The sequence below is a fragment of the Paenibacillus sacheonensis genome (assembly GCF_009909195.1).
Lineage (GTDB): Bacteria > Bacillota > Bacilli > Paenibacillales > Paenibacillaceae > Paenibacillus_Z > Paenibacillus_Z sacheonensis.
The window spans coordinates 233,669-257,142 of sequence record NZ_JAAAMU010000009.1 but is presented as its reverse complement, the minus strand read 5'-3'; the positions used below and the strand labels follow the sequence as shown (position 1 = coordinate 257,142).

Annotated in this window: 13 protein-coding genes, 1 other RNA gene and 1 pseudogene; all 15 read left to right on the top strand. The window is 55.8% G+C overall.

The annotated features are described in order from the left end of the window. Window positions 1-774 (top strand): annotated as a pseudogene (locus GT003_RS18705) (hypothetical protein); the annotation flags it as partial. Between the two features lie 152 nt (window positions 775-926). Next, the gene (smpB, locus tag GT003_RS18700; protein ID WP_161700566.1) at window positions 927-1,406 is read left to right on the top strand and encodes an SsrA-binding protein SmpB; all 480 of its coding nucleotides are present in this window, start codon (window positions 927-929) and stop codon (window positions 1,404-1,406) included. Window positions 1,407-1,646: 240 nt separating this feature from the next. Continuing rightward, window positions 1,647-2,011: a transfer-messenger RNA gene (gene ssrA, locus GT003_RS18695) on the top strand. A gap of 290 nt (window positions 2,012-2,301) precedes the next feature. Continuing rightward, complete coding sequence (locus GT003_RS18690) at window positions 2,302-7,599, top strand: S-layer homology domain-containing protein (protein ID WP_161700564.1); 5,298 nt, start codon at window positions 2,302-2,304, stop codon at window positions 7,597-7,599. 278 nt (window positions 7,600-7,877) lie between these two features. Further along, a complete protein-coding gene (locus tag GT003_RS18685; RefSeq protein ID WP_161700562.1) occupies window positions 7,878-8,954 on the top strand; it encodes a S1C family serine protease in 1,077 nt (358 codons plus the stop codon). A gap of 126 nt (window positions 8,955-9,080) precedes the next feature. Beyond that, window positions 9,081-9,863, top strand: coding sequence for an S-layer homology domain-containing protein (locus GT003_RS18680; protein WP_161700559.1), 783 nt, complete (start codon window positions 9,081-9,083; stop codon window positions 9,861-9,863). 232 nt (window positions 9,864-10,095) lie between these two features. Further along, window positions 10,096-11,832, top strand: coding sequence for a sensor histidine kinase (locus GT003_RS18675; protein WP_161700557.1), 1,737 nt, complete (start codon window positions 10,096-10,098; stop codon window positions 11,830-11,832). Further along, on the top strand, window positions 11,829-12,905 hold the full coding sequence (locus GT003_RS18670) for a helix-turn-helix domain-containing protein (protein ID WP_161700555.1): 1,077 nt from the start codon (window positions 11,829-11,831) through the stop codon (window positions 12,903-12,905). The genes GT003_RS18675 and GT003_RS18670 overlap by 4 nt, the downstream gene beginning before the upstream one ends. 127 nt (window positions 12,906-13,032) lie before the next feature. Next, window positions 13,033-14,748: an extracellular solute-binding protein gene (locus GT003_RS18665; protein ID WP_161700553.1), complete on the top strand. Its 1,716-nt coding sequence runs from the start codon at window positions 13,033-13,035 to the stop codon at window positions 14,746-14,748. A gap of 87 nt (window positions 14,749-14,835) precedes the next feature. Beyond that, window positions 14,836-15,726, top strand: a complete 891-nt coding sequence (locus tag GT003_RS18660; RefSeq protein WP_161700551.1) for an ABC transporter permease — start codon at window positions 14,836-14,838, stop codon at window positions 15,724-15,726. A gap of 13 nt (window positions 15,727-15,739) precedes the next feature. Continuing rightward, window positions 15,740-16,627 carry a carbohydrate ABC transporter permease gene (locus tag GT003_RS18655; protein WP_161700549.1) on the top strand — a complete coding sequence of 296 codons (888 nt, stop codon included), beginning with the start codon at window positions 15,740-15,742 and terminating at the stop codon, window positions 16,625-16,627. A gap of 380 nt (window positions 16,628-17,007) precedes the next feature. Continuing rightward, entirely contained in the window at window positions 17,008-18,783 is a 1,776-nt protein-coding gene (locus tag GT003_RS18650) for a discoidin domain-containing protein (protein WP_161700547.1), read from the top strand. A gap of 190 nt (window positions 18,784-18,973) precedes the next feature. Then, the gene (locus GT003_RS18645; protein WP_161700545.1) at window positions 18,974-20,062 is read left to right on the top strand and encodes a peptidylprolyl isomerase; all 1,089 of its coding nucleotides are present in this window, start codon (window positions 18,974-18,976) and stop codon (window positions 20,060-20,062) included. 187 nt (window positions 20,063-20,249) lie between these two features. Continuing rightward, a complete protein-coding gene (locus GT003_RS32875; protein ID WP_275589175.1) occupies window positions 20,250-21,389 on the top strand; it encodes a YecA family protein in 1,140 nt (379 codons plus the stop codon). A 179-nt stretch (window positions 21,390-21,568) separates the two neighbouring features. Continuing rightward, the gene (locus GT003_RS18635; RefSeq protein WP_161700543.1) at window positions 21,569-23,152 is read left to right on the top strand and encodes a stalk domain-containing protein; all 1,584 of its coding nucleotides are present in this window, start codon (window positions 21,569-21,571) and stop codon (window positions 23,150-23,152) included. The last annotated feature ends 322 nt before the right edge of the window (window positions 23,153-23,474 follow it).

The following is a 23,474-nucleotide window of genomic DNA, read 5'->3' as shown; positions in this document are numbered from 1 at the left end:
GGAGCCGCGGCGGCAGCGGGCGTAGGCCCGCGGGGCCGCGGGCAGCGCGGCGATGCCGGCGCAGCGGCGGATGGCGCGGTCGCGGGAGCGGCTGAGCGTCGCGGACGCAAACGCGGCAAGCGCGACGAGCGCGGCGGCAGCCAGCCGATTAACCCGGCTGGCGGCGCGGAGCAGCAGCAAGCGCAGGCGCCGCTTGTTCGTAGCGACCAGCGCGCTTGGAAGCCCGAAGACGACTTCAATCTGAATCGTCTTCTAGGCTCGGAGAGCAGCGGCGGAGAGGCAGCAAGCGGAGGCGAGTCCCAAGTCAACGGAGGCGAACGGCGCAAGGCGGTTCGTACCGACATGTGGGGACTTCCGGTCCGGAATGCCGGCTCGCTGAAGGATTACGGCGAAGATCCGGATGATGGCTACCGTTCGCGCGGCGGCCGCGGAGACGGCTCGCGCAGAGGCCGGACAGGCGGAGACCGCAGCGGCGGCGGCAGACCGACGGGCGGCGGCAGATCCGGCGGAGCGGGACGGCGTTCTGCCGGCTCGGCGCCGAGCGGCGGAGCTGCAGCGCCGGCGAATGGCGCTCCGGCTCCACGCGGCGGCCAGGCAAGCGGCACAGGCTCTCGCCGCAAGAAATCCGGTGGCAGCGCCGGTGCCAACTCTGGCGGCCAGCAGCTTCAAGCTGCACCGGCATCCGGCGGCGGCCAAGGCGGCGCGCAGCCGGCCAAGAAGAAATCCGAAGGCGGCAGTGCAACGGCTGCTTTCGTCCGAAAGAAACGCAAGTAGGACGCGGGTTTCGCAGTTTTTACGCTTGTTGATTTCGGTTAGCAAAGTTGATACAATGGACTTCTAGCTGCGGTTGGAAGTCCATTTTTTACTAAAGCGGACTGAATTTTAACCCCTACAGGCTTGAATCGAACCCAGGTGAGGTGAACGGCATGGCGAAGAAGAGCGACGGTAAGCAGTTGGCCCAGAACAAGAAGGCTTCCCATGACTATTTCATCGAGGATACTTTCGAGGCGGGCATGGTGCTGATGGGGAGCGAGATCAAGTCGGTGCGCATGGGCAAGGCGAACATAAGCGATGCGTTTGCCACGATCCGCAATGGCGAGATTTTCATTCACAACATGCATATCAGTTATTTCGAGCAAGGAAACCGGAGCAATCCCGGGGACCCGACAAGGGCCCGTAAGCTGCTCATGCACAAGTCGCAGATCCACAAGCTGCTTGGCCTGTCTAAGCAAGAGGGCTATGCGATCGTGCCGCTCAAGATTTACATCAAGAACGGTTACGCGAAGCTTCTGATCGGCTTAGGTAAAGGCAAGAAGCAGTACGACAAGCGCGAGTCGGCGGCGAAGAAGGATGCGCAGCGCGACATTCAACGTGCGCTTCGCGAGAAGCAAAAGGTCGCACGGTAACACCAAGTAAGCCTTAACCGACAGATGTGGGGAACGTCGCCAATGCTTCCAGTAAGACATTTGTTCATGGATGTCCGAGGTGTGGTATACTAGGTGAGCAACGAAGGAAAGCAAGTTAAGTTTTAATGAAGCATCGTTTTACATGCTCAAATGAAGATGGCCGGCTCTTTCACGCGGTGCATCGATCGTCGGAGCGCTTCACCTGCTAAGCGGAGAGCACGTCGCCGTTTATGCGACATTGGGGGCGTTTATGGATTCGACGGGGATAGTTCGAGCATGGGTTGCGGGTAGCAGGGAGTCGTCTGCTTCATCAACGCTAAAGCCTATTAAACGGCAAACAACAACAATCCTACGCTTTAGCAGCTTAATAACCTGTTAGCGTGCTCCTACCTAGCATCGCCCATGTGACTAGACTAGGGGCTAACAAATAGTGGGATACGCCGTTCGGTCTCCGCCTGGGGTCGACGGAAGAAGACAATCAGGCTGACCCAACGCATAGCCGGTTACGGGGCGCTGCTAGGGTGACATCAAAACTGTGACTACACCCGTAGAAGCCTATGTGGCGTTGTCTTCGGACAGGGGTTCAAATCCCCTCGCCTCCACCAATTTGATGAAGGACACCTCAGCGGTGTCCTTTTTTCGTTTTCGCCGCGAAACGCGACACCTTCATATTTGCCCCCTACTACATCTACATTCTGCGGAATGTAGATTTTTTGTTCCTGGCATTAACTAAGTAAGCTGAGACCATATGTCTCCTTTACAATATTAAATCAAATTTTTAACACAATACGAGACCTTCTGCCGAGTCTAGTTAATGTTCAATAGATAAAATGAGGCTTGATTCAAGGAGGACTGCAGCAAGCAATCATCTATTCGAAATAAAAGGAGAGACATCATGCGAAGGTTTATAGGAAACAAAAAATTGCCGGCGATGCTGCTGGCGCTCGCGACTGCGCTGAATCTATCAAGCGTTGGCGCATTGACTGCGAATGCAGCCGATGAGCCGCCACTCGGAGAAGCAAACGTTCTGAAAAGCGAGCAAATTTCATCCGGCGTCCACTTTACCTCCAAGGAGTACAATAACTACTTTAAAGCTAACAATCGCGTCGTCGTTAACCGCTTGGATATTAATCCGGCCGACTCGAACACAAAGATCATCACGGCCAAGGCTTACGACACCATCAGTGCGGTGGAAACGATCGGCGATCAGGCTAACCGGGAAATTCTGAAAGGCAATCAAGTTATCGCCGGCGTCGATGGCGATTTTTACGATATCGATCCGGCCTCCGGGAATCCGCTGGGGTTGATGATGAAGGACGGCGAGTTGATCGTCAGCCAGGCGCCGGACGATAACGATCGCACCAGTTTTTATATCGACAAGGCAAATAAACCCGGAATTAAAGAAGTTCATACGGAAGGTAAAATCTCGCTAGCGGGAACCAATTACGACGTGAACCTGCTTAATCGCAACCAGGCCGTTAAGGACGCTCTGGTCATCCATACGAGCGAAGTGACGAAAACGCGTAAAATGACGCATAACTACGCGGCGGACAAGGGCAATTCGGTATTTGCGTTGATCCGCGTGGGCAACAATTTCGACGGCATTCATCCGGGGCAAACGTACACGGGTACCGTCGTTAACGTAACGGACACGGAAGGCTTCGATATTCCCGATGACTCCGTCGTACTGGAAGGCGTAGGCACGTCGAAACCGATCGTCCAGGCGTTGCAGACCGGCGCCGAGGTGAGTTTTACATACAATTTGTATGCGGGAAACCACGCCGACAAGAAAGATATCCTGAACAACGATATCGTGACGTCGATTACCTCTAACGCTTGGCTTGTACATAACGGCATAGTGGAGACGACCGGCGATCCGGTTGCTAACGCGCGTACGGCATTAGGCATGAAGGCGGACGGAAGCCTTATCGTGGTAACCGTAGACAAGCCCGGCTCTAGTTATACGGGGAGCATCGGGACAGGCCTTCCCGATCTCGGGAGATACATGAAAGAAGCGGGAGCCGTCGATGCGCTCAATCTGGACGGCGGCGGTTCGACGGAGATGATCGCACGCCCGGCCGGTAGCGATCGTCCGGTAACCGTAAGCCATCCTAGCGATGTCAATGGCTCCAGACTCGTTTCCAGTTCCCTGCTGTTCGTCAGCACGGCGACGAAAGGGACGACGGTCGGCAACGTGGTCGTCGATAAGAACGTGACGCTCTATACCGGTTCGAAATACGATTTCTCCTATCGGTTGGCGGATGAGTTCGGCAATCCGCTCTCGAGCGGGAACGGTCCCGCGACATGGGCATCGACCGTTGGCAGCATCGATTCGAACGGCCATTATATCGCGGATGTCGCAACCGGCGCAGGGGAAGTTACCGCAACGGTCGACGGCGTGAAAGGCAGCGCAAAGGTATCGGTCGTGGATACCGTGGCTACTCTTGCTTTGACGAGCACCAACGTGGTGATGAACAATAACGCGAAGAAGCAGTTCGGACTTGTCGCTACCGATGCAACCGGGGGACAGGTTTATATTGACCCATCCGTGGCAACGTGGAGCCTTTCCGGCAGTATCGGTACCGTGAACGAGAGCGGGTTGGTCTCTTCCAACGCTAGTAACGGATCGGCAACGCTTACGGTAACGGTTGCGGGTAAGACGCTAACGACGCAAGTGACGGTCGGCATCAAAGAGCAGGTCATCGACGGTTTCGAGACGAACCCGATCGAAAATTACCATCTAGGCGGCTACGCTTACGGGAATGTGGATCAATACGCGGGAAGCGCCGGAACGAGCCCGTTCTTGAGCCTATCCACGACGGTCAAACACTCGGGCAGCCAGAGCTTCAAAATGAGCTATGACACATCCAAATGGACGGATAGAAGCAAGAACGCAACAATGAATTTGTATCCGCATTGGTCCAGCGTGGCGCAAATGGACGCGACTTACAAGACCGACGTCTATCCGAAGAAATTCGGCATTTGGGTATACGGGGACGGCAAAGCGCCTTGGCTGAGGGCGATTTTTAAAGACGGTGCCAACGCGAGCAAGACGGTCGACCTGACCACGGAGACGGACGACATCAACTGGGTTGGATGGAAATATCTAGAGGTGCCTATCACTGAGGGCTGGCAGCTGCCGATTCGTCTTAACTATATCTATATGGTCGAGACGACGAAATCGAAACCGGCCTATTCCGGCACGGTTTATTTCGACGATATGAAATTCATCTATACGGACGAGGTAACGGATACTAGCGGCCCCGAATTTACGAATACGAGCCCTTCATCGAATGGCTTGTTCACCGACACGCTTGATTTCTCGACTACGATTACCGATAGTCTCTCCGGGGTCGACGAAAACAAGATAACGGTGAAAATCAATGACGTGGATTACAAGGATTACACGTACGATAAAGTTACGGGTCGTCTTAGCTTCAAGCTGGACAAGCTAACGAATGGGGATTACAGCGTATTCGTAGACGCCTACGATAAAGCGTCCACCCCCAACGAATCCGTTCCTTATATCGATAAAACCTACCATGTGGACCTGACGCCGGACGAGGAAGCGCCGACGATGACGGACGTGACGCCGACGCATGACGTCAAAGTAAAAATTCCGACGCCGAGGGTCACGTTCAAGCTGTTGGACAGCAAATCGCAAGTAGATCCGGCGAGCATTTCCGTTCGGATGAACGATATCGAGCTGCCAGTTTATTATGACGCCGACACGGGTTGGGGATACGCCGAACCGACCAGCGACTTGGCGAATGGCGCGTATGCCTTAAGAATCAATGCGCGGGATAAAGCCGGAAACGCCATGCCGACCTACAAGGATCAATTGTCCCTGGCCTCGATTCCGCAGCCGCAGGACGGAGATAACTTCAAAATCTCGCTTATTCCGGATACGCAGGGCAACGCGTTTACCGATAAATTGTTCGCTAAGGTGGCAGCGGATGATTCTTCGTTAGTCCTGCACATGGGCGATATCGTGGATGACGGATCGCAGGGGCAGTATGACGATGCTTCGAATTTCGTCGACAAGTATTTCGGGAACGCGGATTCCAAACCGTTCTTCGTATTGGCGGGCAATCATGAAGCGTTCCAGAACACGTTGGATATTTACTATAAGAAATTCGGATCTCCGACGATGCATTTCGACTATGGGGATACGCTGGTCATCATGCTGAACTCAGCCTACATCCAAAGCATTACCCTGTCGGATTCCACCCAGTTCCATTGGTTGGAAGAAGTTTTGAAGAAGAATACGAAGAAAAACATTATCGTTCTTGACCATGTCATTACGCGCGACGCCTTCGGCACCAAGCATGAGATGGATCCGAACGACGCCGCGAGATACGAGTCCATTCTGAGCGATTATAAGCTCGAGCATCCGGACACGGATATCTACAGCATTTTCGGACATTTGCATTCTCTTCAGAGCTGGGAAGTCGGCGGAGTCAAATATATCATTACGGGTAACGGCGCCGACAAGACGTACCTCCCGCATAGCGATGGAGATTTGCTCGGCACCGGCAAGATGACGGTTTCGGGCGGCAAGATGAAGTATACCTTCGACCCGCTCTTGACGAAGGTTTACATTCATAACGACGCGATTATCTCGGGCAAAATGAACACGGTCATCGGATCCCAAGTCCAATTGGATCTGTTCGGGGACTTCAGAGAGTATCCCGCTAATTACCTGACCCAGATCAATAACCGCAAATTAGTCGGGATCGACTGGAAATCCAGCGACGAAGACGTAGCTTCGGTGGATGAGAATGGCGTCGTAACTTCAAAGTCTTCCGGTACGGCAACCATTACGGCGACATCCGGGGGAAAGAGCAGCTCGATCTCGGTCGAGACGGTGAAGCCGGCGGACGTCAAGCCGGTCAAGCTCGAGTTGTCCGTTCCAGCGGAAACCGAAGCCGGGGATACGTTCATCCCGACGATTAAAGCGACCAACGCTTACGGCGCGGTGTACGCCCTAGACGCGAAGGACGTTACGTTCAGCTTCAAGAACGGAAAGGCACACCTGCAAGATGATGGAGTGATCCTCGCGGATGCCGTGGGCGACGAAGAAATTACGGTTGCGTTCGGCGGGTTGAAGGCGACTGCAATCGCGAAAATCATTGCGAAGCCGAGTACGCCTTCCGGTCCGATCGTAATCGCTCCGCCGACTACAACGGACGTCGATCTCACCAAGGACAGCATCGTGAAATCCAGCGTCTTCGCGGAACTCGCGAAGGACAAGAACGCGACGATGACGTTCGCGGGCAGCGGTTACAAATGGAAAGCCAATGGCTCGGACATCACGAATCCGAACGTTGACGCAGACTTGGGCGTTACCATTACGAACCAAGCTCCCGTAGGGAAAGTTTCGACCCCGGTTCAAGTCAATAAGAAGAAAGTCGTTCTGGGCTTGTCTCTCAACCAAAACGGAGCGCTTCCGGGCAAGATGACGCTTGAAATCCCGACGAGCAAAGACCAAGCGGGCAAGAAGCTGTTCTTCTACGCGGTTAATTCCGCCGATCAAGCTCCCGTACTCGTATCCGAGCTGACGGTGGACGAAAACGGAAACGCAGCGATTCCTTTCACGTCCTCGACGTCGGCCGAGTATCTAATAACGACGCAAAAGATCTTGGATTTCAAAGACGCCGACGCTCACTGGGCGAAAGCGGACATCTATTATCTGGCGGGCAAGGACATTATCGGCGGCGTGAACGACAGCCAGTTCCTGCCGAATAACGCGATTACGCGCGGCGAATTCGTCAAGCTGATCGTCGGAGCAGCCGGAGCGGACGTGTCCGCATTCACGAACAGTTCGTTCGCGGACGTCAAGCCAGGCGACTGGTACTCGCCTTACGTAGAATGGGCGAAGAAGAACAACGTCGTGCTTGGGGTTAAACCGAATGCGTTTGCTCCCAACGATAAAATCACAAGGGAACAAATGGCGGTCATCCTCGTAAGACTGTCCGACCTGCTCGGATATGACTTGGAGGCCAGCGCGCAGCCCGTTCATTTCAAGGACGAAGCGAACATCTCCGCTTACGCGCGCGAAGCCGTAAAAAAAGCGCAGCAAGCCGAGATTATCAGCGGCATGCCGAATAATCAGTTTGCGCCGGAGAAGAGCGCAACGAGAGGCGAAGCGGCTAAGATGCTGGCGACTTTGCTCAAAGCCATGGAAGAGTAAAATCGATAAAACGTTGCAAGTTCACGCGATAATGTTGAAACAAAACGATCGCTTTCCGGCATGTTGGATGCCGGGGAGCGGTCGTTTTTGCCTTTTATCAATCGATTCTAACTAGATAGATGAAACTAGAGGGCATCGGTAATCTACGTTTAACGAATGTGAATATTTTCCTGACTATTTCGCTAGATTCTAAGCGACCTTTTAGCTGGATTTAAGCTTCCTTTTAGGATCGGCCCGCATAATAGAGTCATCAAAGAACAATCAGGAGGATGATTCGAATGGACGAGAAGATGGAAATGAACCATGAGCGCGATAGCGAAGGCGAAGGTCTGACCCTATATCGGTACGACTCCCCGAAGAAGGCGGCCGACCTGCAGGCGGCGTATCAAGAAGCAATCGCGGCAAACGCGGGAGGAAGCGCCCCGGGAGGCGGCGCGAATCGGCGCAGGCGAACGACGTCCCAGACGCTGCTGGCAGCCTTTCTTGCCGGCGCGTTAACGATCGGCGGACTGACGTACATGTCCGATCGAATGGACTTGTTCACGGGAGGGACATCCAGCGCCGCGCAGACGAACGTCTCGAACGGTAACGCTCATTCGGCCGATGCCGGTTTAACGACCGCTTCGCTCCAGGCCTCCACCGGGGACTTCGCCGCGGTATTCGATCAAGCGAACCCCGCGGTCGTGGAGATCGGGAATTACGGGGTCGAGAGCAACCAACCGAGAACGAATCTCTTCGGCGGCGGAGGCCGGTCCGGCGGCAGGCAGCAGTCGCTGCAAAGCAGCCAAGAGCCGGTGCTGCTGGGCACGGGATCCGGATTCTTTTTCAATAAGGACGGCTATATCCTGACCAATCAGCATGTCATTGCCGATGCCTCGGAGCTTAAGGTCACGGTGCCCGGCTACGACGAGCCGTTAACGGCCAAGGTCATCAACGAGAACGAAAAGCTGGACTTGGCGGTGATCAAGGTGGAGACGCCGGACGGCAAAGCGTTTCCGACGCTAAGTTTCGGCGACTCGAATAAGGCCAATATCGGCGACTGGGTCATCGCGATCGGCAATCCGTACGGCTTGGACCATACGATGACGACAGGCGTGCTTAGCGCGAAGGAGCGTCCGATTACGGTCACGGAGGAGGACGGTTCGGCGCATCCTTACGAACATCTGCTGCAAACCGATGCTTCGATTAACCCCGGCAACTCGGGCGGGCCGCTGCTGAACGCGAAGGGCGAAGTCATCGGCGTGAATACCGCGGTCAACTCCGAAGCGCAGGGCATCGGATTCGCCATTCCGTCCAGTACGATTCAGGATGCCGTGAAGGAGATGATGGCGGGAGCGGCAGATAGCTCATTCTAACTTGGCGATTTCATTAACCGCGTTAAAACTTCGCCGCCTATATGGCTCGGACTGCAACCTTCTGCGCGGAAGCTCGTCTAGGAGTATGAAATGCAGCATCCTACATCCTTTACGAGGTGACCGACCATGAAGAACACCATCAAGCTCGTTACGCTTTCCGCCGCAGCCCTGATCACGTTATCGTTCGCGGGACAAAGCTTCGCCGCGGCGACGCACCACTTTACCGATCTGGAAGGCGTTGCAAGCAAAGATAAAATCATCGCGCTGCAGGAGTCCGGCGACGTACGCGGCATCAGCGACGAGCGCTACTTCCCTAACGCGACGATCACGGCCGCCCAGGGCATCCAGCTGATCGTGAACGCGCTCGACCTGAACATCGACACGATTCGCTTCTTCAAAGAGCCGAAGGCAACCGACTATTATTCGAAAGCCGACGACAACGCATGGTACGCCAAAACGCTGATCATCGCGGCGAACAACGGCCTGGATCTGCCGAAGGATCTGAACCCGGATCAAACGTGGACGCGCGAAGCGTTCACGCGCCAGCTCATGCACGCGATCGAAACGCATGTCGGCCTGCCGGTAGTGAAGATCAGACCGGACCGCATCGCCGATACCGATAAATTCGCGAACGGCGTCGACAGCGTCATCCTAAGCGCGGTCGTTCTGAACATCGCGAAGCTGGACGACAAGAACAATTTCCTCCCGACGCAGCCGATCACGCGGGCCGAAGCCGGGGAAGAAATCTATGATGCCCTTGCGTACCTCAACGCTCGCCAGACAGCCGGCGACGCGCCTTCGGACGTCCACTCGCATCCGATGATTCCGGTTACGGGCACATCTTCGGAGGTTCATTCCCATCCGATGATCCCGGCCACGGATGCGACGTCTACGAGCAATAACGGCTAATCCCATGCCCGGCCAAAACTCGGCCAATGATCGAAGACCCTGATTTCGGGACGCCTTCGTTCAGCCAAAAAAGCCCACATCCGCCATTAGGATGTGGGCTTTGCTTTCCTCCGCCAAGGAGGATAAAGGCGTCATATAGCGAATATTGTTTCTTGCTTATCGTAAGCTAGTGGAGGTGAGGGGCATTCGCAGGATAAAGTCGACTACAACGGATCAGAGGCAAATAAACATCTTGCATAAGCTGCGTAATCGGTTCGGGTTCTCCTCGCTTCGCAAACGGATCATGGTGCTGCTGACCGTGGGTCTGGTCGGCTTCGCCATCTTAATGGCATCGGTCTCTTACAATGCGATCTACACGATGCAGCATGATAAGATCAAGACGTCCATGGCGTTCGATCTGTACCAGCAGACGTCGAAGCTGAATCAGACGTACAATAACCTGCTTCAGGTGACGCAGCAGATGACGCCCGAAGGTACGGTGGGCAACCTCATGGCGTCGTATATCACGGCCAAGGACTCGTACAGCCAGCGTCTTCTCTCGCTTGATATTGCGTACAATATCGGGTTAATTACGTTTTCGAACCCGGCCATGGAACTGGTGATGTATTATAAGCCCGCGAGCGGGCAAGCGTCCTATTCGAATCTGCCGCTGCGCGAAGGCTTCACGCTGCAGTCTCTGCCCGATGTGGCCGGCATGGGGGAGCTGAAATACCAATCCCCGCATAAATCGCTATGCCGGTTCAGCGACGATCAGGTGGTGTCGGTGACGCGGGAGGTCCGATTCTCGGACGATACGCAGCTCGTCGTGTACGTGGAGGCGAAGTCGGACATCTCGACGGAAATGAATTCACTTACAGAGAGCCTAAGCATGCCCTATGCGCTCGTGTTTACCGATTCGGCGGGGATGGTGACCTACAGCAGCGACTCCAAGGCATTCGCGGCCGGCGAACAGTTGCGGTTAAGCGGCGAGTCGGGCGTGACGGACGGTTACGTGTGGAACCGGATGACGGGCGATTACGGCTACGGCATCACGCTGCTGCTGCCCGTCGATTACTACAACCACGAGCTCTATACGTGGAAGAATCATATGTATTGGATTCTGGCCATCGCCCTACTGATGATGTTCATGCTCACGCTGCTGCTGCGGCGGCTCATTAACAGGCCGTTTCTCTTGATCGAGAAGGAGATGAGGACATTCGGCAAGGGATACATGGGCACGAGCCAGTATCGCACGGGAATCGACGAATTCGATCGGATCTTCCATCAGTTCAATATTATGAAGCGGCAGATCCAGCAGCTCATCATGGACGTGGAGCAGAAGGAGAAGCGCCGGCACCAGCTGGAGATCGAGAAGCTGGCCTACCAGATCAACCCGCATTTTCTGATGAACACGCTCAATTCGGTGCGCTGGATGGCGGCGATGCACAAGCAGGCGGAGATCGAGAAATTCGTGTCGTCGTTAATTATTTTGCTGAACTACAACTTGGGCAAATCCGAGGGAACGGCTACCTTCAGGTCGGAGATCGAGATCATGCGGACCTATCTGGAGCTGCAACAGATGCGGCATGATTTCGAGGTGAGACTGGACATCGAGGAAGGAGGCTACCTGGACAGCCCGGTCGCGAGGTTCATCCTGCAGCCTATCGTGGAAAATGCCGTCTGTCACGGCCTGGACGATAACGGCAAGCTGGAGATCCGCGTCGCCGCCGACGAGACGGTGCAGACGGTGCGCATCATGATCCGCGACGACGGCAAGGGGCTGAGCCAGGAGACGCTGGACTTGCTGCAGCGCGACACGCCGGATCAGCAGCAGACGGGCTGGGGGATCGGGCTTCGGTACGTGCGGTCCATGCTGGAATCCTTCTATGGCCAGAAAGCCCGCATGAGTATAGAGAGCATGCCGAATCAAGGCACGACCGTGACGTTAGACCTTCCTTTTCTTCACCCTCGAAAGGAGAGAGCGAATTGATTCGAGTCTTGATCGTTGACGATGACAAGCTTGCGCGCAAAGGCCTGATCTCGATCATGCCCTGGTCCGACCATGACATGGTCGTCGTCGGAGAAGCGGCGAACGGCGCGAAGGCGCTGGAGTTCATGGAGAGCAACGAGGTGGATCTCATGTTCGTGGATCTCTCGATGCCCGTCATGTCGGGCATGGAGCTGCTTCATGTCGCCAGGCAGCGATTTCCGGAGCTGCGCTCCGTGATTCTATCCTTCCACGAAGAGTTCGAGAACGTGCAGACGGCCTATCGCATGGGCGTTCTCGATTATATATCCAAGGTCCGGCTGGAATCCGAGGACGACGAGCAGGTCTTGAAACGAATCCGGCAGCACATGAGCGGCGATCCGTCGCAGCGCGCGGCAGCGACGCCGATCGCGGCAACGGCGGCTTCTCCTGCTTCGGAGCCCCATGCCCGCCCGCAGGAAGAGGAAGCGTGGTCCAGGCTGGAGCAGGAATGGCGCGCGCACTATTGGCTCTATAACGAATCGGTCTTTCAGCGCCTATGCAAACAGACCTTGGCAGGCAAGCCTTCCTTTCGCCGTCTGGAAGGGCTGTTCATGCGCGTGCTGTCGCAAATCGAAACGGCCATCGCGCTGGATGCCGAGCTCCGCCCCGAAGCGGACGACGTCCGATCGGCGGTGGAATGGCTGCGCGATTACAGGAAACGCGTCTACGCGCGGGTCGCGGCCTCCTCGGATTTCTCCAATACGACGACCAGCATTCTGAAGGCCGTGCTGTTCATTCGGGAGCAGGCTTCGAATGCGCTGCATGCCGAGGAAGTCGCCGATCACGTGCACATGAGCCGGAGTTATTTCAGCCAATGCTTCAAGAAGCTGACGGGCTCGACGTTCAACGAGTACTTGAGGCAGGAGCGGATGCGGGCGGCAGAGCGGCTGCTGTGCGAGACGAACCAGTCGATCGCGTGGGTGGCCCATGCCGTCGGCTACAACGATTCCAAGTATTTCTCCCAGCTCTTCCATGAACAGACCCGCCTGCTGCCGTCCGAATTCCGCGCCCAGTTCCATAGGGGGGACGAATGATTGCAGCCGATCGAACAAATGCCTACCTCGGCCCGGGATTCATCGCAAAACGCGGCACATCCGTCCGACTTTTTTTCCGCGCTTCCCGTGTACAATGAGGAGGCAACAAACTAAGGGGAGGGATTAGATGAAAAGGAATATGGCAATGCTGCTATCCACCGTATTGCTTGGCCTCAGCTTGACCGCATGTTCGAACGATAATTCAGCGAATAACGTGAAAGCGCCTTCAAATGAAAATGCAGATACCGGAACCCCGGCACTCACGGGAGACGATCTGGCCTTCTCCAAATTCCCGAAGCCCGTCGACGTACACATCGGCATGGTGGTCGATCCGACGGACAAGACGCTGCCGGAAGGCGACAGCGTTGGCAACAACCCGTACACGCGCTATCTGAAAGACAAGTACAACATCAACGTCATCGTCGATTGGACGGCGGCTACCGGCAACGACTTCAAGCAGAAGGTCAGCTTGACGATCGCATCGGGCAAGCTTCCGGACGGCATGGTCGTCGACGATCGTTCCTTCATGACCAAAGCAGCCAGCTCGGGTCTGCTGTATGATATCACGGATATTTTCAATCAATACCAATCCACGCAGGTGAAGGACATCATGGCGAGCACCGAAGGCCGCGCGCTTGAGAATGCCAGCTACAAAGGCAAAATGGTCGCGCTTCCAAACATTACGGTAGATACCGACGGCGTTCACGTCCTCTGGATTCGCAAGGATTGGCTCGACAAGCTGAAGCTGCCGGTGCCGAAGACGGTATCGGATATCGAGAAGACGGCGAAAGCGTTCATCGATAACAAGCTTGGCAGGGACAAAACGATCGGCATCGCCGGTCCTTCCAAAAACTCGTTCCCGTACTCGACCTTCCTCGTGTCCTCCAACAACATGGGAGGCTTCGATCCGATCTTCGGCGCGATGGATGCGTACCCGGGCTACTGGCTCGACAACGGCGACGGAACGGTATCGTACGGAACGACGTCGGACAATACGAAGAAGACGCTGGCTTTGCTGGCCGATTGGTACAAGAAAGGACTCATCGACCCCGAGGTGGGCACGCGCGACAACGTAGGGGATCCGATCAACGCCAATCAAACGGGGATCTTCTTCGGCCCATGGTGGAACGGCGGCTACGGCAACGGGGACTCCTTCAAGAACGACCCGACCGCGAACTGGCAGGCCTATCCGGTCTACACCGACGATAATAAATGGAATTCGCATATGAAAACCACGGGCAGCACCTACACCGTCATCAGCAAGAACGCCAAGCCCGATGTCGTCAAGGCCATCATGATCATGAACAACGCGCTCGTGCGCGACGAAGCGACCTTCGACCTGTCGGTTAACGTGGGCTGGTATCCGCTTCGCAACGTTATGGCCGCGGCCAACGAGACGGAATACGAGTACACCGAGCTTATGAAAGTCCTGAAAGGCGAGACCAAGCCCGAGGATTACAATAAGCCGAACAGCTTATACAAGCTGATGTACGCGGATGCGAAGAAAGTGAAGGACGTCGTTAAGCCTCCTTACGACGAGTTGAACGTCGGCAACTTCAGCACGGCTAACTTCGGCGACTTCCAGCGCTTGTATTCGCTCCTGATCGGCGATCGTCCGTTCTCGACGACTCCGATCGACAAGAAAGTCTTCAGCGTCACCTACAACCAGACCGCGACCATGGAAACCAAATGGGCGAACCTGAAGAAGATGGAAGACGAGACCGTGATGAAGATCATCCTCGGCCAAGCGCCCATCGATTCCTTCGATAAATTCGTCAAGGATTGGAAGTCCCAAGGCGGAGACGAGATCACGGCGGAAGTCGCCGAGCTCTTGAAGAAGTAAGCATGCGGAAGCTTGCGGAAGGCGCTGCCGGTATCGGGTGCCTTTCGCAAGCTTTACTATCCTGGCAGGAGAGGGAGGTTAGCCTTGATGAGAAAATTGGGCCATCAGAAGCACTATTATTTGATGCTGCTGCCGGGTATGGTCTGGCTCGTGATGTTCAGCATCGTGCCGATGTTCGGGATTCTGATGGCATTTCAGAATTATAATCCGGGAGCGGGGCTGTTCAAATCCGAGTGGGTCGGGCTGGAGAACTTCAAGTACATGTTTCAGCTGAACGACAGCAAGACGGTTATCGTCAACACCTTCATCATCGCGATCGGCAAGATCGTGTTCAATCTCATCGTGCCGCTCGTCTTTGCGATTCTGCTGAACGAGCTTCGCAGCCTGCGCTACAAAAAGCTGGTTCAGACTTTCGTCTATCTGCCCCATTTCTTGTCCTGGGTTATCATGTCCACGATCGTCATCGGGATCTTCGGTTATTACGGCGTCGTCAATACGGTGATCGGCATGTTCGGCTTCGATCCCAAGCTGTTCATGGCGGATGCGGGGATATTCCGCCAGTTGATCATCGGCAGCGACGTATGGAAGGAATTCGGCTATAACGCGATTATCTATCTGGCCGCGCTGACGGGCGTCAATATGAATCTGTACGAAGCGGCAGCCATCGACGGCGCCAATCGCTGGCAGTTGATCCGGCACGTTACGCTGCCCGCGCTGACGACCACGGTCGTGCTGCTGGGCGTCTTGAGTCTCGGCAACGTACTGAACGCCGGCTTCGATCAGGTGTATAACCTGTATAATCCGCTCGTATATTCAACCGGTGATATTTTGGATACTTGGGTATACCGGCTGGGCTTGCAAAATCTTCAGTTCTCGCTGGCGACGGCTGCCGGGTTGTTCAAGTCGGTCATTAGCTTCGTGCTGATTTTCATATCCTATCGTCTGGCATACCGCTATGCCGATTACACGGTATTCTAAGGAGGGCATTGCATTGGTCAGAAATACGACGTTAGGCTCGCGGACGTTTGAAATAGCCAATATCATCCTCCTCGGCCTCCTGCTTGTCAGCTGCGTTTATCCGTTATGGTATACGTTATGCGTGTCGATCTCCGAGAAGTCGGCCGCTAATGCGGGCTTGGTGACCATTTATCCAATCGGGTTCTCCCTTGCGCCGTATAAGGAAATCATCAACGACCATCTGTTCTTCAACGCGTTCTGGATCTCCATCCAGCGTACCGTGCTCGGGACGGCGTTCTCCTTGCTGATGACGGTCTTGATGGCTTACCCGCTCGCAAGGCCGAAGAGGGATTTCAAGATGCGCAATACGTTTATGTGGATCCTCGTCTTCTGCATGTTGTTCAACGGAGGCTTGATTCCCTGGTACCTCACCATCCAAAACTACCATATGATCAATACGATCTGGGCGTTGGTGCTTGGCGGAGGCGTACCGGTATTCGATGTCATCTTGATCATGAACTTCTTCCGCAATCTGCCGAAGGAGCTGAACGAGGCGGCGGTCGTCGACGGCGCCGGTCCGTGGTCCATCTTGTTCCGGGTGTACATTCCTTGTTCCTTCCCGGTGCTTGCCGCCGTGGCCTTGTTCCTCAGCGTCTATCATTGGAACGAATTCTTCAACGGCTTGGTGCTCATGAACACCGCCGACAAGTATCCGCTCCAAACCTATATCCAGCAGCTTGTCGTCAACATCCCTGCGGGCACCAGCTTGACGCCCGAACAATACAAGAAGCTGTCGGAGCTGTCCAACCGGACGCTCAATTCGGCCAAGGTGTTCATCGCCATGGTGCCGATGCTGCTCGTGTACCCTTTTCTCCAAAGGTACTTCGTATCCGGCATCATGCTTGGCGCCGTGAAGGAGTAGGCCGGAAGCTAACTTCCTTCGCTTGACGCGGCTATTAATTAACCATGCTTAACTCATCATGTATGCGAAGAGGCACCTTCACAGGTGCCTTTTTTGCCGTTTCGTGCTTATTGCTAATGTTGGTAAAATAGAGGCCCTGTTCGTTCGGGAGTTTAGGTAGGCAAGCAGGGAGCGATGAACGAGATATCGCGAGATCCTTAGAAATGACCTACAAATCGGATGAATCCCCTATGTTAATCGGCGAGTGGCAGAGGTTACCATATGGGTGCAAGCCGGCAAGCCCTATGAAGAAACGAAAGGAGGTGCCAGGACAGGCACAATCCGTACGCGATTAAGCCGTTGCATAAGGCAAGGCAAGAACGAGAGGAGAGAGGAATGACATGAAGAGGCTCGGAAGCAAACCGAGGTATACGATGCTGTGCTTACTGATTGCGACGATGCTTGCCGCGCTGTTCCCTGCGATCGTATCGGCGGACGTCGTCGCAGGCAAGACGACGGTCCTATCCCCGGCTTATCGATCCGCGATCAGCGGCAATACGACGATCGATTTCATCTGCCCCGGAGGCACGACCGCGGCATTATACGTACAGCAGCAGCCGGCCGACGGCAGCGTGAATACGAACGGCACGCGCGTGTCCGTCGGCGGCATCATCACGCTCGATGCGAACGGCCACGGTTCGGTGACGTTCCCGGCCAATGATTTTCCCGCGGGGCCCACTACGCTGCGCATCCGGGTATGGCAGAACGGCGGCGACTTGGACGATGCTTATCTGCAGCTCTACAATACGGGCGGCGTGGCTTGGAAAACGGGTCTGGCGAACTCGCCGGTGAATCCCGTTACCGCGAACATGAACCTGACCTTCTCCGACGATTTCAAAACGATGCCGTCGATTTCCTTCAGCGGCGAAGGCACGAGATACGCCTCGGTGAAGCCGGACACGCGATCGGGCGGCCAGTTCGGTTATGCCGCGTTCGAGGACCGCGGGGGCGCGTACGACCCGTTCAGCATCGCCGGCAGCGAGTATTTGAAGATCCAGACGACGTACCGGGGCGACACGTACGCGAGCCCGAGGGCCGGTTGGAATCAGAAGGCCACCACCGGGTTGATCTCGTCGGAGGCAATGGACGGCAGCGGCTTCCATACGCAGGGCGGCACGGACCAATATTTCGAAGCGCGGATCTTCGCGCCTCCGACGCCGGGCATGTGGCCGGCGTTCTGGACCTTGACAGCCAACAATTACGCGGATAATCCGCTCGGGAACGGCAATTACGCGGTCGACGAGCTGGATGTGCTGGAAGGCTATATGGCCTGGCCGCACCAATATTCCATCGCTTGGCATCCGTGGAGCGGAACGAATGCCGCCAACCCGTCGGCGGCCAATGGAGGCGGGACCTGGGCGCAGATCGATACGCCGACGTTCGGCAACATCAATCTGGCGATGGGCTTCCATATCTTCGGCGTGTATATCACGCAGAACACGACCTACTATTACGTGGATAACGTTCAGGTCGCCTCGCACCCGACGTTGCAGCTCAGCTATCAGCTCGGCAACTATTTCCTGATTAACGGCGCCGTGTCCGATCACGTCATTCATACGAATCCGAACGGTACTTATACGTACGATGCCGATTTCCTCCGTTACGGCAATTCGAACGACATGTACGTCGACTGGGTACGGGTCTACGAGCGCAGCGCCAATAACGGAGGCACGCTGACTTATGTTCCGGGAGCGACTGCCACGGCGACGGCGTCCAGCGAGACCGGAGGCGGTTGGAACGAAGGTCCGGGCAACGTGCTGGACGGCAATCCGTCCACGAAGTGGGCTTCGAGCACCTCCCAGGGGCTGCCGCAATCCATCACCATCGATCTGGGGCATGCCTACGCGAACGTCAAGCAGCTGAAATATTTCCTGAGCGACTACGAATGGGTTGCGCGGATCAAGCAATACCAGGTCTGGGTCAGCACGGACAACGCGAACTGGACGAAGGTCAAAGAAGACGAATGGGCCAATGTGCCGGGCGTGTGGTACGAGGCGAATTTCAATCCCGTGACCGCGCGGTACGTGAAGCTGGTCGCGGTTACCGCCGGACAGAATCTGAACGAAGCTTCCAGCAGGGCATCCGCATCCGAGATCAAAATCGGCTACCAAGCGTAAAGCCGATCGCCTGGACACGGCATGGCATCGCCAAGCCGCAGAACCCGACCGCATGCGGAATGCGGTCGGGTTTTGCTTGGTTTGGTTTCGGATGCCATCCTTCGTTTTGGATATATCGGAAAGGACGGAAGTGTTGTATGATTATGGAAATCTATGCAATCTATCTATCATTCTATTGGGGGTCAATCGTGTGAGTGAGGGCAAAGTCAAAGGCAAGATCCGATTCCGTAAAGTCGGAATCGCTGTGCTGGTCGTCGCCGGCATGACGCTGGCGGCAGGCGCGGGCGCCTACGCCGCGACGAAAATGAGCTTGTTCGTGAACGGCCAGAAGTCGAAAGTGGAGCCGGTGTCCATCAAAGGCACGACTTACGTTCCGATTCGTGCCGTCGGGGAGATGCTCGGGGCCAACGTGAACTACAACGCATCGTTGAATTCGGTCACGATCACGAGCAAATCGTTCGATGCGCCGCTGGGCGATGCCGGCAAGGAAGCCGTGGGCTCGGTGAACGGCGTGGCCATTACGAAGAACCAGCTGTATAATGCCATGATTGCACTTGGCGGACAGCAAACGTTGGACAACCTGATTCAAGACGAACTCGTTAAGCAAGAGGCGGACAAGCAGGGAATCGTGATCAGCAGCAGCGACGTGGAGGCGGAAATCGCTAGAATCAAGAAGCAGTTCCCGTCCGAGGCGGATTTCGAGAACGCGCTGCAGCAATCGGGCATGACGGTCGAGGACTTGATGAAACAAACGCCGACGCAGCTTCGTATTCGCAAAATCCTGGAGAAGCGCGTGAACGTGACGGACGCCGAGGTCAAGCAATACTTCGAGGCGAATAAAGCGGAATACGATCAGCCGGAGCAAGTCCGTGCCTCGCATATTCTCGTCGCGACGAAAGCGGAAGCCGACGAGATCGAGAAGCAGTTGAAAGCAGGCGCGGACTTCGCGAAGCTGGCGCAGGCAAAATCGCTCGACACGGGCAGCAAGGCCGCCGGAGGCGACTTGGGTTACTTCGGCAAGGGAGCGATGGTGCCCGAGTTCGAGAAAGCCGCGTTCGCGCTTAAAGTCGGCGAGCTGAGCGAACCGGTCAAGTCGGATTACGGCTACCACGTCATTAAGGTGACCGACCATAAGGACGCGAAGCCGGCGACGCTCGAAGAGAAGAAGGCAGAGATCCGGGAGCAGCTCGCTCAGCAGAGGGTCAGCGCTCTCTCTGCCGATTGGCTGGCGGAATTGAAGGCCAAGGCGCAAATTACGAACGCGCTTCAAGGCAAGTAAGCGCCGAATGCAACGCATCGTCAGAAGCCGCATCCTTACGGGGATGCGGTCTTTTTATTGCACCGGATTCGTCATGGGCGCCTATCTCAAGGCCGGCAAAATTGCTTAATCCTCCCACAGGCTTCAATTGCGGGCCCGGTTAGGCTACAATTTAGGTTATGATATTGGAATGCAAAGGAGTTAAGGCATGGAATTGGAAAAAGAAATGCGCGAACTGAACGCGAACAATGCGATTAAAGGCGCGGCGATAACCGGCTTGAAGGATATCCTCGCGCGGCTCACCAAGGACCGATTGAATTTCATCGCCGCCAACTGCGCGCTTGAGGGTCGTTCCAAATTAAAAAAACAGGAGCTCGCGGATGCGCTCTTCGAGCGGATTACGCATGCGTTTCACCTGCGGAAGGCGTTTCTCACGGCGGAGACGAAGGAATGGGAGCTGGTGAGCCGGCTGCTCAAGGCCCCTTACGTGCAGGATAACCGCGTATTCGCAGATGCGTATTTGTTTCTGATGGATAAGGGCTTGGTGTTCAGCTTCCTGGAGAAGGACAAGCTGTTCTTCGTCATGCCGGAGGAGGTCAAGGCCGCCTTCAAGAGGCTGGATCAGAAGAAGTTCCGCGAGGAACGCGCCGCGACCCAACTGGTCCTCCGCTATACGGAGGCCGCGGCCAACCTGTACGGCATCTGTCCGGTTCATAAGCTTCTGGAGATCATCAACGACCAGAACGACATCGGCTTGACGGAGGAGCGGTTCAACGACATCCGTTTGTCGGTCTCCGATAAGGTGCTCGCTTGGGACGTTCAGAGCGGGTTCGTCTATAGCGACGGACTGGAGGGCGAGAGCCTGGAGGATTACGAAGCGTTCTTGGACAGCGTGAAGGACAAGCCGTACTTCGTTCCTCCCCGGGAAGAGCTGCTGCGTTACGCGGACATCGATTATTTCGAACGAACGCCTCAATTGGAGGCGTTGAAGGGCTATATTATGCAGCAGCTGGGCAAGGCGGAGCGGATGGCCGACGCGCTCGTGGACGATATTCAGCTGGCATGCTCGATGGAAGAGCCGCTCGGCGTCATCATGGAGGAGCTCGAGCTCCGTAAGATCCAACTGAGCAAGAAGCAGCTGAACGAGATCGTGCCGATCATTATTCAGGTGCGCAATACGACGAGAATGTGGTCCAATCGCGGCTATACGCCCGCTGAGCTAAGCCCGGATCCGGTCCGGAGCGCAGATGGGAAAGTCGTCCAGTTTCCCGTGGAATCCTCGAAAATCGGCCGAAACGAGCCTTGTCCGTGCGGAAGCGGGAAAAAGTATAAAAAGTGCTGCTTGTAGCAGCGGAGCGGGTCGATCGTTTCGATGACCGTTTCTGCCCGCGATAGAATACCCGAGAACCCGGCCGCATATGGTCGGGTTCTTTGCTGATTAAGCTCGTTAAATATAGGCATTGACGCTGGCGCGCGGCATTCACTATACTTGCATGGTAGTTAATATTTTCCAATAGGTGGGGTCGCATGAGAAGCGGTAGCGTAAAGAGAAGCGTAAGACAAGGGCTGCTTGCCGCGGCCTGTGCATTATCCGTATGGCCGGTTACGGCAGGGACGACCAGTGCGGCGGCTGACGCCGGCACGGCTTCGGTGGCCGTCGATTGGAAGCAGTCGATCGGACCCTTCACCCCGACGACTCCCGTTCAGGGTCAAGACGGAAATCTATACATTACGGGCGTGAGCGCCCCGTATCTGGACGGCCAGGCCGATAATCTGACCGCGCTGCATGCGGACGGCAGCCGGCTGTGGACGATGCCGTTGGAGGACGCGTTGTTTCCTCCGGCCTTAGGCGGCGACGGCACGCTGTATGCGGCTGACGGAAGGCTGCTTGCCATCGACGGCATTACAGGGCAGATAAAGTGGGAGCTTGCTTTGCCGGGCGTCCGATTATCGGGACAACCCGTGCTGCATGACGGGATTCTGTACGTGACGGATTTTGACGGAGGACGACTGTATGCGGTCGACCTCGAGGGGCATAAGCTCTGGGATACGGCGATCGCGCGGCCGTCCAACCGGTTGTCGCCGATCGCATTCGATGGACAAGGCAATTCCTATATCGTGAGCACGGATCTGACCATGGATAGCATGGAAGCCGATCCGAACGCGCTGCCTTCCGGTCCGCCGGTGTTTCATTCGATCCTTCATGCCATGAACAAAGATGGCGCGCCGCTCTGGCAGTTGAAGCTGGACGGTCTGGAGCCGATGAATGAAGCACCGTCGATTACGCCGGCCAACGATATTATCGTCGGCAAGAATTTATTGTTCGTCGTGTCGCAGGCAGGGAAGCTGAGATGGAGCTCGCCGCTGCAAATGGTGTCCAATCCGAACGATGCAGCGGTCTGGAACGGTTCGATTTATTACGCGTACTATGACAGCGTCCGCGTGCTGAGTCTTGCCGGGCGCGAACAGCAGTCCTTCCGCGCGGGAGGGAACCTGCAGGGACGATTATGGCTCTCGCTTAGAAACGGAGCCGCTTACGGCTGGTTGGAGAACGGCGCGCTGGGCGCCTGGAACATGACCGGCACCCAGCGGTTTATGTACAAGCCGTCGGCGACGGGAAAAGTCGCCGCGCGAGCGTCGGTTATCGCGGATAAAGCGGGCGTGCTCTACACGGGCTATGCGGTCGTACAGAGCGCGGGCACGACGGAGGGATTCGTAATCGCATTCGAGGATAAGACAGCTGCCAAGGGGACGAGCAGCGTGGACACGGCCATCTATATCGATCAGGACAAGCTGGCCCTGCAAGGGAAGCCGGAACAATTAAAGGGCAGCATGTTTGTGCCGATGCGCGAGATTTTCGCCGGTCTAGGGGCAACGTTGAGCTACGACGCGCGAACGAAGACCATCCAGGCAGCGAAGGGCGAGACGCGCCTGACCTACACGATCGGGGCGCTTAGCGCGAAGATCAACGGCCGGACCGTGCAATTGGGTGTGCCTGGACAAGTCATCGGCAGCCGAACGATGGTGCCGCTGCGCTTCGTCAGCGAAGCATTCGGTTATGCCGTCATCTGGGATGCCCCGTCGAACGCGATCAAGATCGTCACGCGCTGACGCCTAACGGTTATCAGCGGCGCTAATTCTCGAAAAAAGCAGCTGCACGCACGCTAACGGTTGCGGTTGAGGCTATTTAGCGTACAGGAGCTGATTTGCACCGGAGAATCTACAATAAGGCTTCTGACAACCATTAGAGATTTAATAAGAGCATTTTGGGCCGATTAGCCGTCCGTACAACCGTTAGCCGTAAGACGATGGGGTTATTGCCGTAAGCAGGATTAACATGTCAGCTTCGGCAATCAGCGACCCGGCAGCGTCTCGCGATTTTTGATTTTCTCGACATTCGAACCAGACCGCATGCGGTCTGGTTTTTTGTTAT

Coding starts and splice junctions, on each gene's coding strand:
- smpB (WP_161700566.1), top strand. CDS start 927: ATGGCGAAGAAGAGCGACGGTAAGCAGTTGGCCCAGAACAAGAAGGCT.
- GT003_RS18635 (WP_161700543.1), top strand. CDS start 21,569: ATGAGAAGCGGTAGCGTAAAGAGAAGCGTAAGACAAGGGCTGCTTGCC.
- GT003_RS18690 (WP_161700564.1), top strand. CDS start 2,302: ATGCGAAGGTTTATAGGAAACAAAAAATTGCCGGCGATGCTGCTGGCG.
- GT003_RS18665 (WP_161700553.1), top strand. CDS start 13,033: ATGAAAAGGAATATGGCAATGCTGCTATCCACCGTATTGCTTGGCCTC.
- GT003_RS18660 (WP_161700551.1), top strand. CDS start 14,836: ATGAGAAAATTGGGCCATCAGAAGCACTATTATTTGATGCTGCTGCCG.
- GT003_RS18650 (WP_161700547.1), top strand. CDS start 17,008: ATGAAGAGGCTCGGAAGCAAACCGAGGTATACGATGCTGTGCTTACTG.
- GT003_RS32875 (WP_275589175.1), top strand. CDS start 20,250: ATGGAATTGGAAAAAGAAATGCGCGAACTGAACGCGAACAATGCGATT.
- GT003_RS18685 (WP_161700562.1), top strand. CDS start 7,878: ATGGACGAGAAGATGGAAATGAACCATGAGCGCGATAGCGAAGGCGAA.
- GT003_RS18680 (WP_161700559.1), top strand. CDS start 9,081: ATGAAGAACACCATCAAGCTCGTTACGCTTTCCGCCGCAGCCCTGATC.